Genomic DNA, 11,602 nt, shown 5'->3' on the forward strand with positions numbered 1-11,602 from the left:
GTCTTTCTCCCTCCCCTCCCGGGGGAGCAACCGTGTCAATACCTACCGAGCAATCGGGTCAGTGCGCCAGGGCTGCTCGGACTTGAGCATGGCGTTGAGAATGACGAGCAGCTTGCGCATGCAGGCGGTGATGGCAACCTTGAAGGGCTTGCCGGCAGCGCGCAGGCGCTCGTACATCGCCTTGATCACGGGGTTGCATCGCGCTGCGCTGAGCGCGGCCATGTACAGCACGCAGCGCACGTCTGCGCGCCCGCCCTGGATGTACCTCTGGCCACGGCGCTTGCCGCTGTCGTCGGCAAACGGGGCGACGCCCGCCAGCGCAGCGATGCGCTTTCTCTCCAGCGTGCCCAGCTCGGGCATGCGGCTGAGCAAGGTGGTGATCGTCACCCGTCCCACGCCCGGCACGCTGTCCAGAAGGTCGTATTTGGGCCGATACAGAGGCGAGTCCTTCAAGCGCCCGTCCAGGTCACGCTCGATCTGCCTGATGCGTGCATCGAGCCACGCGATGTGCTCGCGCACGCTCTTGCGCGCAACCGGCTTGACCGTGGTCAGGCGCGCCTTCTCCTGCGCTCGCATCGCCACCAGTTGCGCGCGCCGGTCCACCAGCTCGGTAAGTTCCTGCTGCGCCTCGTCAGGCAGTGCATGCACCTGCGGGCGCATGCGTTGGGCAAATACCGCGAGCACCTGCGCGTCCAGCTTGTCGGTCTTGGCCAGGATGCCCGCGGCGCGGGCAAAGTCGCGCACCCGCTTCGGATTGACCACCGCCACGGGAACGCCGGCCAGGCACAACTGGCTTGCCAGCGAAGTTTCAAAGCCACCCGTGGCTTCCAGCACCACCAGCGTGGGTCGCAGCCGTTTGAGTTGCTCCACGAGAACGGCACGGGCACCATCCTCGTTGTCCACGCGCAAAGCAAATGCACTGGCTTCACCTGCAGCCAAGGCGGGCACTTGTGCCACGTCCAGCCAGGCCTTGCATACGTCGATACCGATAAAGATTTCGTCGTTCATGACACAGCGCCCTTCCTTGTGTTCGATGCGGTCTCTCAGACCTCACAACCGTTCGGGCTGTCTGTTCACTACGAACCGAGGTCGGCCGGCACGACCCTCGCTCCCCCTCGGTATGACCATGAAGGCCTACCCTGGGTCGATCGGCCTGTGCCGGCCAAGCGCTACTTTGCTACATACAAGGGTTGGGGTGGGGGCACGACGGCCTCTACTCCAACATGGCGCTCGTTGGGCGCTGCCCCCATCCCAACCTTCCCCCGGAAGGGGAAGGAGCAAGAGGGGCGGTCATGAACGACGTGCATCGCTTCTCGCGCAGTTCTCTCCCCGCCATGCCCTGGAAAAACGGCGGCGGCACCACCCAGGAAATCGCCAGCTGGCCGCAGGGCGCCGCGCTCGACAGCTTCGGCTGGCGCGTGAGCATCGCCACCATCGCCGCCGCAGGCCCGTTCTCGGTGTTCCCCGGCATAGCCCGCAGCATCATGCTGCTCGAAGGCGACGGAGTGCGGCTCTTCACGCACGACGGACGCGTGGAGCACCGGCTCGATGTGCCGCACCGTCCGTTCGCATTCAGCGGCGAAGACGCGATCGACTGCACGCTGCTGGGCGGTGCATCGAACGATTTCAACGTGATGACGCGGCACGGTCAGTGGCGTGCCGATGTGCAGGTGCTGGACCGCGCAACTGCCATCGAGGCCGCACCGCACGGCGTGCTGCTCGCTCTGCGCGGCGCATGGCGCTTGAACGACGAGCGATGCACCGAAGGCGAGGGCCTGCACTGGGCCGACGCGTCGTTGGCATGGCAAGCAGCGCCGGAGAGCGAAGACGCGCGGCTGGTGGCCGTACGCATCGTGCCGGCGTAACCTGCAGAAAGAAAAAGACGATGAAACCTGCCAACGAATACCCCTCGGCCGATGGCCTCTGGACCGGCCTGCGCCTGGCGACCGATGCCGGCGCCGAAGCCGCCATCGTGGTCGTGGAGGGCGCGATCCGCTGGGTCGGCGCACGCAGCGCATTGCCGGCCGAATTCGCAGGGCTTGCTGTGCACAACGGCGGCGATTCGCTCGTCACGCCCGGCCTCGTCGATTGCCACACGCACCTCGTCTACGGCGGCCAGCGCGCGAACGAATTCGCGATGCGGCTTGCAGGCGCTACTTACGAAGAAGTGGCAAAGGCCGGCGGCGGCATCGTCTCGTCGGTGCGCGCCACGCGCGAGGCCGATGAAGACACGCTCTTCGCACAGGCTGCACCGCGCCTCGAACAACTGCTGGCCGATGGCGTGTGCGCCATCGAGATCAAGTCGGGCTACGGTCTTTCGCTCGAACACGAGCGCAAGCAACTGCGCGTGGCGCGGCGCCTCGGCGAAGCGTACGGCGTCACCGTGCGCACCACCTTCCTCGGCGCGCACGCACTGCCGCCCGAATACACAGGCCGAAGCGGCGACTACATCGACCTCGTGTGCCGCGAGATGCTGCCTGCGCTCGCGGCCGAGGGGCTGGTCGATGCGGTCGACGTGTTCTGCGAACGCATCGCCTTTTCGCTCGAAGAAACCGAGCAGGTCTTCCAGGTCGCCAAGGCGCTGGGCCTGCCGGTGAAGCTGCATGCCGAGCAGCTGTCGGACATGGGCGGCGCCGCGCTCGCCGCGCGCTACGGGGCGCTCTCGTGCGACCACATCGAGCATCTGTCAGCCGATGGCATCGAGGCGATGCGCCAGTCGGGCACCGTGGCCGTGCTCCTGCCCGGCGCTTACTACACGCTGCGCGACACGCACCTGCCGCCCATCGAGGCGCTGCGCACTGCCGGCGTGCCGATGGCCGTGTCCACTGATCACAACCCCGGCACCTCGCCGACGCTGAGCCTGCTGCTGATGGTGAACATGGCATGCACGTTGTTTCGCCTGACGGTGCCCGAGGCGCTTGCGGGCGTCACGGTGCATGCGGCGCGCGCGCTGGGCCTTGAGGCCACGCACGGCGCAATCGCCGAAGGCATGCCCGCCAACTTCGTGCTGTGGAACGTGCGCGATGCGGCCGAGCTCGCGTACTGGTTCGGACAACGTCCGCTGCGCACCGCGGTGCGCCAGGGCCGTATTTGTATTTCTTTCCCCTCTCCCTTTGGGAGAGGGCAGGGTGAGGGCCTGCGGCCATGAACACGACGACGGCGCTATCGAAGGCCGACGGCCCTCACCCCAACCCTCTCCCGGAGGGAAAGGGAGCAAGACAAACACTTTTCGCAGCCGACGCGCTGCTGCCCGCGGGCTGGACGAAGAACGTCCTGCTGACATGGAGCGACGCAGGCCGGCTCACACAGGTCCAGTCCACTGCGCAACCCCCAGCAGGTGTGCAGGTGGCGACCGGTCCTGTGATCCCCGGCATGCCCAACCTGCACTCGCACGCCTTCCAGCGCGCCTTCGCGGGCCTTACCGAACACCGCGCCGAGCAGCACGACAGCTTCTGGAGCTGGCGCACGCTGATGTACCGCTTCGCCGCGCGCCTCGGTCCGCAGCACATGGAAGCGATCGCGACCTGGCTCTACGCCGAGATGCTCGAAGCGGGCTACACGAGCGTGTGCGAATTCCAGTACGTGCACCACGACGCCGACGGCCGCCCCTACGCCGACGACGCGACGCTGAGCCTTGCGCTGCTGCGCGCTGCGCAGAAGACCGGCATCGGCTTCACGCTGCTGCCGGTGCTCTACCAGACCAGCGGCTTCGGCGACCAGCCGCCCAGCGAAGGACAGCGCCGCTTCGTGCGCTCGACCGAGTCGATGCTGCGCCTGCTCGAAGCGCTCAAGCCCGCATGCGATGCGCAGGGCGCGCGCTTGGGGCTCGCGCCGCATTCGCTGCGCGCCGTGCCGCCCGAGGCGCTGCGCGATGCGGTCGCGGGGCTCGAAGCCGTCGACCGCACCGCGCCCATCCACATCCACATCGCCGAGCAGACCAAGGAAGTGGACGACTGCGTGGCGTGGAGCGGCCTGCGCCCCGTCGAGTGGCTGCTCGACCATGCGCCGGTCGATGCGCGCTGGTGCCTCGTCCATGCGACGCACATGAACGACGCCGAGTACGAGTACGCCGCCAAGAGCGGTGCGGTCGCGGGCCTGTGCCCGACGACCGAGGCGAACCTCGGCGACGGCATCTTCGATTTCTCCAAATGGCGCAGCCACGGCGGCGCGTGGGGCGTGGGCTCCGACAGCCACGCGAGCGTCAACGCGGCGGAAGAACTGCTGATGCTCGAATACAGCCAGCGCCTGGCCAAACGCCAGCGCAACGTCGGCGCGAGCGCGGCGCAGCCGCATGTCGCCACGGCGCTCACGCTCGAAGCAGTGCAGGGCGGGGCGCAGGCCTCGGGCCGCGCGACCGGCGGGCTCGCCGCGGGGCAGCAGGCCGACTTCGTCGTGCTCGATGCGGCGCACGTTGCGCTGCAAGGTTTGTCCGCGCCCGACATGCTCTCGGCGCATGTCTTCGCGAGCCATCGCACTTCCGCCATCGACACCGTGTGGGTGGCCGGCCGCAAGCGCGTCTCGGGCGGGCGCCACACGCTGCACGCCGAATCCGTGTCCGCCTTCGTGGCGGCGCGCACCCAACTCCTCCAGGACTGAAACCACCATGGCCTTCACCACCGCCGAACCGGCGTTCCGCTTCCGCCAGGGCGCGCGCCCGCTGTTGATCTCGATGCCGCACGTCGGCACCCACGTGCCGCCCGCGCTGGCCGCGCGCCTCACCGACGAGGCGCGCCATGTGCCCGACACCGACTGGCATCTCGAACAGCTCTACGACTTCGCCGACGAACTCGGCGCCTCGGTGCTCGTGGCCACGCACTCGCGCTACGTGATCGACCTCAACCGTCCGCCGGACGGCGCGAGCCTGTACCCCGGCCAGAGCGTCACCGGCCTGTGCCCGGTCGACACCTTCGACGACACGCCGGTCTACGCATCCAAGGACGACCTGCCCAGTGACGCGGAAGTCGCCGAACGCCGCGATGCGATCTGGCACCCGTACCACCGCCAACTGCAGGCCGAGCTCGACCGCCTGAAAGCCGCGCACGGCACCATCGCCCTGTGGGACGCGCACTCGATCCGCTCGGTGCTGCCGCGCTTCTTCGAAGGCAAGCTGCCCGACCTGAACCTGGGCACCGGCAACGGCACGAGCTGCGATCCGGCGCTGGCCGCCACGCTGCTGGGCATCGCCGAATCGGCCACGGGCTACACGGGCGTGCTCAATGGCCGCTTCAAGGGCGGCCACATCACGCGCCAGTACGGCAATCCGGCCGGCGGAGTGCACGCGGTGCAGCTGGAGATGACCCAGTCGAGCTACATGCAGGAGAAGCTTCCCTTCGACTACCTGCCGGCGGTGGCGGCGGGCGTGCAGCCGCATGTGCGGCGGATGCTGGAAGCGGTGCTTGCCTTTGTCGAGAAGAAGTAGGCGCGGCATGCGTACGACGCTGCGATGGCTGCCCTGCGTGCTGGCGCTCGCGCTGGCCATGGGCGTGGCGCAGGCCCGCACGGCGAGTACCGTGCCGCTGCTCGACGACGTCGAGGCGATGTACGTGCGCGAAGGGTCGTTCCTGCGCAGCTGGGGGCTCGAACAGCTGGACGGCGTCAAGGCGAAAGAGGCTGCGGGCGCGCCGGTGAGCGGCATGTCACTGGGCCAACTCATCAGCGGGCTCGATGAAGAAAGTCAGAAGGAAGCCGTGCAGAACCCGGCGCGCGCGCTGCGCAAGGTGGAACTCGGGCTACGGGCCTCGCAGGCGTGGCGGTCACGTTTCCAGGAGTGGACGAACATCGCCCTGACGACCGAAGGCTCGCTGCACATGACGCGCTGGTTCCTGCTCGGCGAGGCGCAAGACCGCGAAGCTGCGCATGCGATCCACGAAGCCGTGGACGATGCGGAAACCCGACCGGACTGGAAGGGAAGCGGCCGCTACTTTCTCGGCGCCCGCTACGAGCGGTTGTCGGGCTGGGCGAAGGACGCGGGCCGCCCGAGGTTCGAGCAGATCGCGCTGATCGACGCTGGCATCGCGGTGAACAAGGCAGGCCGCGAGAAATACAGCTTCGATTCGCTGATCGGTCTCAATGCGCTGTACGGGTCGTATGCCTACGTGAGCGGCGGCTCGGCCCTGGCCTCGCACCTGGACGAATGGCTGGCCTACCTGCGCACCCAGTCGCCGGTCGACCAGGCGAAGTCGGGCGCGCTGCTGGCCGATGCGTTGTTCCAGTCCGGCCGCGATGCCGAAGCTCTGCCGTGGTTCGATCGCTACGCCGCGTACTGGGCAGTCGAGCCGGTGAAGCCAGCGCTGCGCGCGACGATGCAGGAATCGCGTTGCTTCGGCGGGCTGCAGGGCGAGGGCTTTCGGGCCTACGCTCGCCGTGAGCCTGCGCGTTTTGCCGCGATGCGAGAGCGGATCTGCACCGGCAAGGCATAGCGCAGCGCGGGGCGCCATGCCCCCGGGCGGCGCGCGTGCATCGGTCGCTCCTTAAAATCGCGGGCATGAAGCCCCTCGTCTACACCCGCGGCCAGGCCCTGGCCGGCATCCTCGAAAAGCGCATCGCCATCCTCGACGGCGCCATGGGCACGATGATCCAGCGCTTCAAGCTCACCGAGGAGCAGTACCGCGGCGAGCGCTTCAAGGACTTCGAGCGCGATGTGAAGGGCAACAACGAGCTGCTCTCGCTCACCCGGCCCGACGTCATCTCCGACATCCACGAGGGCTACCTCGCGGCGGGCGCCGACCTCATCGAGACCAACACCTTCGGCGCGACCACCATCGCGCAGGAGGACTACAAGATGGCGCACCTGGCGCGCGAGATGAACCTCGAATCCGCCCGCATCGCGCGCGCGGCCTGCGACAAGTTCAGCACGCCCGACAAGCCCCGCTTCGTGGCCGGTGCCCTCGGCCCGACACCCAAGACGGCGAGCATCAGTCCCGATGTGAACGACCCCGGCGCACGCAACGTCGATTTCGAGCAACTGCGCGCGGCCTACTACGAACAGACTGAAGCGCTGGTCGAGGGCGGCGCCGACGTGATCCTGGTCGAGACCATCTTCGACACGCTCAACGCCAAGGCAGCGCTGTTCGCGGTGGACGAGTACTTCGACAACAGCGGCGAGCGCCTGCCGCTGATCATCAGCGGCACGGTGACCGACGCCTCGGGCCGCATCCTGAGCGGCCAGACCGTCACCGCGTTCTGGCACAGCGTGCGGCATGCGCGCCCGCTGGCCATTGGCCTGAACTGCGCGTTGGGCGCGGCGCTGATGCGCCCCTACATCCAGGAGCTGGCGCGCGTGGCGGGCGACACCTTCATCAGCTGCTACCCGAACGCGGGCCTGCCCAATCCGATGAGCGACACCGGCTTCGACGAGACGCCCGATGTCACCTCGCGCTTGCTGCACGAGTTCGCGGCCGAGGGGCTGGTGAACATCGTGGGCGGCTGCTGCGGCACGACGCCGGACCACATCGCGGCGATCGGCCGTGCGGTGGCGCCAGTGCCAGGACGCCTGCTGAACAACACCGCCGGCTTCTACAGCGAAGCCGCCTGAGCCAGTGCAACCCGTGGGCGCTGCCGGGCTCCGCTTTGCAGGGCTCGCGCTCGTGATGTCGGCGCTCGCGGCGGGTTGCAACGACACCGGCAAGCCGCCTTCGTGGGACACGCTGCTGTCCGGCCGTATTGCTGATGCGCGCCCCGACTGCAAGGTGAGCGTGCCCCTGCCCGGCAAGATCACGGTGGCCTGCCCCGGTCTGAAGCCGGCCATCTTCGACGTCGCGCCCACGGCCGCCTACTGCCAACGCGGGCCGCGCGATTGCGAGTTCGCGGTTGCGCAGATGGTGTTGATGTTGCCGCTGCCGTCCCCGGCGCCTTGAGAGCGATCCGTCGGGGGAGCACCCGGTGTCCTGTGCGCCCAGCCTGAGCCGGCTGTTCACCCAACGGCGTAACGCATCAGGGATGCACATTTTTCGGCGCATGTGCTGCCTGCCGATCCCGCGCGATCAGCGCCACGAAGCGCTGCGCGCCCAGCCCTAGCGGGCGCTCCCTCGACCACACCACATCGACCCACAGGTCGAGCCCGTTGCTGAGGTTCTCGAACGGAATCTCGATCAGCGCGCCCGCCGCCACGTGCGGCCGCGCGAAATTGCGCGGCAGCCAGCCCCAGCCGAGACCGGCGGTGATCAAGCTCAGTGCCGCCAACGCGTTGTCGGTGCGCCAGACGTGGCGCGCGAAGACGAAGCGCGGATCGCTGGTGGCCAGGTCGCGGCCGGCCACGACGATCTGCCGGGTGTTCGTGAGGTGCTCTTCCCGCAGGCGCTCGCCAGCCGCCGCGACGAGTGCCGGGTGGTCGGGCGCCATCACGGCCACCATCGTGTCGCTGCCCACTTCCTGAAAACCTTCGCGGCCGTCCAGGCTCGGGCGCTCGAACACCAGCGCCAGTTGCGCGCGGCCGCTGTGCAGCAGCGCGAGCGCGTCGGCCTGAGGCGCGGCCAGCACTTCGACCTGCAGCAGCGGGTATTCCTGCGCGAGTTCAGCGAGCGGGCCGCTCCAGGGCGCGGCCAGCAGTTCGGGCGCGATGGCGAGCGTCAGGCGGTTTTCCAGCCCCTGGGTGAGCGCGAGCGCCTGCACCTGCAACTGCTTGAGTTGCGCCGCGAGCATTCGCGCCTGTGGCTCCAGCGAACGGGCGGCGGCGGTCGGTTGCGGTTCGCGGCCCTTGCGGTCGAACAGGGGCAGGTTCAACTCGGCTTCGAGGCCGGCGATGGCCATGCTCACCGCCGACGGCACCTTGTGCAGCGCCCGCGCGGCCGCTGAAAAGGAGCCGTGGTCGATCACGGCCAGGAACACCTCGACGTTGTCGCTGGAGAATGCCATGGCGTTCGATCTATCAATTAAATTGAAATAAGGCGACTTTTTATATCAGTAAATAGCAAATAAAGTCCAGCCATCGCATCAAGTTCAAGAGGAAAAGTCATGCAAGGGCTCCAGCGTCGTGTCGTCTACATCTCCCTGTACGAAGGGATCGCCATCGTCTGCGCCAGCGCCGGCCTGGCCCTGATGACGGACGCGGGGCTCGGCCATTCCGGCGTGCTGGCGGTGGCCGCGTCGGTGGTCGCGGTGATCTGGAACCTGATCTTCAACGCGCTGTTCGAGCGCTGGGAATCGCGCCAGGCCGTGCGTGGCCGCAGCGTGCGCCGCCGCATCGCCCACGCCATCGGTTTCGAGGGCGGGCTGATCGCGTTCCTGGTGCCCCTGTTCGCCTGGGGCCTGGGCGTGACGCTCTGGCAGGCGCTTGTGATGGACCTGGGTCTGGTGCTGTTCTTCCTGGTCTACACCTTCGTCTTCAACTGGGGCTTCGACCGGGTGTTCGGCCTGCCGCGGTCGGCACAGGCCTTGCCGAGCGCAATGCCAGCGCCCCGCTCAGGCGCAAGCGCTCCCGCTCGTTGAAGAGCGACTCGCGCAACTGCGCCTGCTGGTCCGGGGGCGCGTTGGCGTACTGGTCCAGGCGGCTGTTCCAGTCCTGGTTTTCCTGGTCCAGCGCGGCCAGTTGGCGGGCCGCCTCGTAGCCGTAGGCGGTGCTGCGTTCGGCAAAGCGCTCCTGGGCGCTGGCGCCGCGCGCGTCCATGGCGTCGGTCTGGCGCTGCACATCGACCTGCGCGGTGAAGGCGCGCCGCTGCTCGCGCTGCTCCGGTGTGAGCAGGGCTTCCTCGCTGCGCTTGGCGGCGGCCTCGCGCTCGCCGGGCGTGAGGTTGGCGTCGCGGGCGATCGCCATCTTGTCGGCCATGAGGGCGTCCTGGCGAATCTCGTCGCCGAAGAGGCCTTCGATTTCCTCGGGCGCGAAGTACCTGCGCCGCACTTCGGCGCGCGCCTCGATGGTCTTGAGCAGCGATGCGGGGTCGCCGGCTTCGGGCGGCGGCAGGGCCTGCATGGCTTCCTGCATGTCGATGTAGCGCTCGAGCAGGCCCATGGCGCGAGCGACCAGCTCGGCCGGCAGGCGCTTGGCGAGCAGGGCGGGGGCCATCGCCATGAAGGCGGCCTTGCCGGTGGCCTGCGCCTCGGCGAGCGCGCTTTCGAAGATGAGGATCAGCGACGGGTTCAGCATCGCGTCGGGGGCGGGGCGGGCATCGCCGATAGGTTGTGCCGTTGCCGGCATCGCGCCGCCGGGCGCGGTGGCGGTGATGGTGGAAGTCGCCACCACCGTCTCCGGGGCGTCGGCCGGAGGCAGCCCGTCCACCAGCCACCATCCGGCAAGGATGGCGAGCACCGCGGCGCCCGCCATCGCGCCGAGCTGCAGCGGTCTCGCTTTTTTCACAACAAGGCGCGCCGCATCGTCAGAGGCCCGCGCTCTTCAGTCGCGCGGCCTGCTCCTGGTAGAGCTGCACCGGCTTCTTCTCGAACAGCGTCCACAGACCGATGTAGGTCAGGCCGAAGAGCTGGTTGACCTCGTCCAGGTGGTTCTGGCGGTAGTCGCCCAGGTGCGTGCCCAGGCGCGTGGAGCACACGGCCAGCAGGCCGTCGTTGGTCTCGCTCCCGAACGCGATAAGGCTCAGCCCGCCCATGGCCACGTCGCTCGCATCGAACGCGTTGGTGAGCGGCTGCACGCCGGACCATGAGTAGTAGCGCACGCCGTTCGCCTCGGCCGGGCCGCTCTTCACGTCGCACGAAGAGCCGGGGGCCGGGCGGCCCTGCGGAAACTTCTTGTCGAAGGCCGCGCCGCCCGCGGTGGTGAGCGAGTTCAACGCGTTCAGCGGCACTTCGGGCAGCTGGCTCGGGTCCTTGCCCGAGATGGCGCCGAGCAGCAGCATCGCGAGCCGCAGCGTTTCTGCAACCACCGCCTCGGAGACGCTGCCCTCGGGAATCTTGCGCAAGAGATCCGCCACCTTCGATCCGCCATTGGCCCCGCCCACGGAGGTGACCGAGGCGACCAGCCCGGGCTCCACCGCCGCCACGTAGCGCGCAGTGGGGGCGCCCTGCGAATGACCGACGAGGTTGAACTTGAGCGACGGGTTGCCCGAGAGCGCCCGCAGGTTCTTCAGCTCCTGGATCAGCTGCTCGCCGCGGATCTCGGAGCTGTTGGCGCCCGAGACCTGGGCCACGTACACCTTCGCGCCCGCGCCGGCCAGGCTCTCGGGGATGCGATAGAAGTAGTCGATGCCCAGCACGTTGTCGAAACCGAAGAGGCCGTGCACGAGCACGATCGGGTTCTTGGTCTTCGCTTCGCTGGACGTCACCCGGGCCTGGACCTGCGTGGGGGTGTCGGTGATGGCCGCCTGGCTCAGCGTTGTCGTCCCCACCAGACCGAGAAGCAGTGCGGCGCACACCGGGCGGGCGGCGAGGCGCAGCAGCCTCGAATTCCTCTTTCTTGGCATATGTTCATTCCTTTGTTTTCAGATAAAAACACGAACGTTCGTTCTTCGACGAATTGCGCGCCCGCATTCTGTGGGGGGTGGTTGTGCAGGCTGACTAGGGCTTTCCCGCTGGCGGGATGAGCGGGCATGGCGGATTCGTTCACGGCTTCTCAGGCGAACGCCCTTAAAATGCATCCCCTCCCAAGGAGCGTTGCAGCGGTCCGCACGGCGGGCCGTCAGGCTTGGGATTTCAAAACGACGCTCGCCTGTCCGTT

General features: G+C 68.2%; 12 protein-coding genes and 1 riboswitch. Of the genes, 8 read left to right on the forward strand and 4 right to left on the reverse strand.

Annotation, left to right across the window (positions count from 1 at the left end; all coding sequences use genetic code 11):
- Positions 1-42: 42 nt before the first annotated feature.
- On the reverse strand, positions 43-1,008 hold the full coding sequence (locus VARPA_RS00940) for an IS110 family transposase (protein WP_013538657.1): 966 nt from the start codon (positions 1,006-1,008) through the stop codon (positions 43-45).
- A gap of 284 nt (positions 1,009-1,292) precedes the next feature.
- On the opposite strand from VARPA_RS00940, the gene VARPA_RS00945 reads away from it, so the two are divergent.
- The 7 genes from VARPA_RS00945 to VARPA_RS00975 all read left to right on the forward strand — a co-directional run bounded on the left by VARPA_RS00945 (position 1,293) and on the right by VARPA_RS00975 (position 7,856).
- Entirely contained in the window at positions 1,293-1,865 is a 573-nt protein-coding gene (locus VARPA_RS00945) for a HutD family protein (RefSeq protein ID WP_013538658.1), read from the forward strand.
- Positions 1,866-1,885: 20 nt separating this feature from the next.
- Entirely contained in the window at positions 1,886-3,148 is a 1,263-nt protein-coding gene (gene hutI, locus VARPA_RS00950) for an imidazolonepropionase (protein WP_013538659.1), read from the forward strand.
- Positions 3,145-4,596, forward strand: coding sequence for a formimidoylglutamate deiminase (locus VARPA_RS00955; RefSeq protein WP_013538660.1), 1,452 nt, complete (start codon positions 3,145-3,147; stop codon positions 4,594-4,596). Before hutI ends, VARPA_RS00955 begins: the two co-directional genes overlap by 4 nt.
- 7 nt (positions 4,597-4,603) lie before the next feature.
- On the forward strand, positions 4,604-5,419 hold the full coding sequence (gene hutG / locus VARPA_RS00960; protein ID WP_013538661.1) for an N-formylglutamate deformylase: 816 nt from the start codon (positions 4,604-4,606) through the stop codon (positions 5,417-5,419).
- Between the two features lie 7 nt (positions 5,420-5,426).
- Positions 5,427-6,419, forward strand: coding sequence for a hypothetical protein (locus tag VARPA_RS00965; protein WP_013538662.1), 993 nt, complete (start codon positions 5,427-5,429; stop codon positions 6,417-6,419).
- A gap of 65 nt (positions 6,420-6,484) precedes the next feature.
- Positions 6,485-7,534 (forward strand): homocysteine S-methyltransferase family protein, encoded by a 1,050-nt coding sequence (locus VARPA_RS00970; protein WP_013538663.1) that lies wholly within the window; start codon positions 6,485-6,487, stop codon positions 7,532-7,534.
- Positions 7,535-7,547: 13 nt separating this feature from the next.
- Positions 7,548-7,856, forward strand: coding sequence for a hypothetical protein (locus VARPA_RS00975; RefSeq protein ID WP_013538664.1), 309 nt, complete (start codon positions 7,548-7,550; stop codon positions 7,854-7,856).
- 76 nt (positions 7,857-7,932) lie between these two features.
- Here VARPA_RS00975 and VARPA_RS00980 read toward each other — a convergent pair whose 3' ends face one another.
- Positions 7,933-8,853: a LysR family transcriptional regulator gene (locus VARPA_RS00980; RefSeq protein WP_013538665.1), complete on the reverse strand. Its 921-nt coding sequence runs from the start codon at positions 8,851-8,853 to the stop codon at positions 7,933-7,935.
- Between the two features lie 99 nt (positions 8,854-8,952).
- On the opposite strand from VARPA_RS00980, the gene VARPA_RS30390 reads away from it, so the two are divergent.
- The gene (locus VARPA_RS30390) at positions 8,953-9,426 is read left to right on the forward strand and encodes a PACE efflux transporter (RefSeq protein WP_013538666.1); all 474 of its coding nucleotides are present in this window, start codon (positions 8,953-8,955) and stop codon (positions 9,424-9,426) included.
- On the opposite strand, the gene VARPA_RS00990 is transcribed toward VARPA_RS30390, so the two are convergent.
- Both VARPA_RS00990 and VARPA_RS00995 read right to left on the reverse strand, forming a co-directional pair.
- Positions 9,323-10,291: a lipase secretion chaperone gene (locus VARPA_RS00990; RefSeq protein ID WP_144298933.1), complete on the reverse strand. Its 969-nt coding sequence runs from the start codon at positions 10,289-10,291 to the stop codon at positions 9,323-9,325. The two genes, VARPA_RS30390 and VARPA_RS00990, sit on opposite strands and share 104 nt — an antisense overlap.
- Positions 10,292-10,310: 19 nt before the next feature.
- Complete coding sequence (locus tag VARPA_RS00995) at positions 10,311-11,348, reverse strand: lipase family alpha/beta hydrolase (protein WP_013538668.1); 1,038 nt, start codon at positions 11,346-11,348, stop codon at positions 10,311-10,313.
- Positions 11,349-11,524: 176 nt separating this feature from the next.
- Positions 11,525-11,598, forward strand: a riboswitch (S-adenosyl-L-homocysteine riboswitch).
- Positions 11,599-11,602 lie beyond the last annotated feature (4 nt).

Source organism: Variovorax paradoxus EPS (genome assembly GCF_000184745.1).
In the GTDB taxonomy this organism is placed as follows: domain Bacteria; phylum Pseudomonadota; class Gammaproteobacteria; order Burkholderiales; family Burkholderiaceae_C; genus Variovorax; species Variovorax paradoxus_C.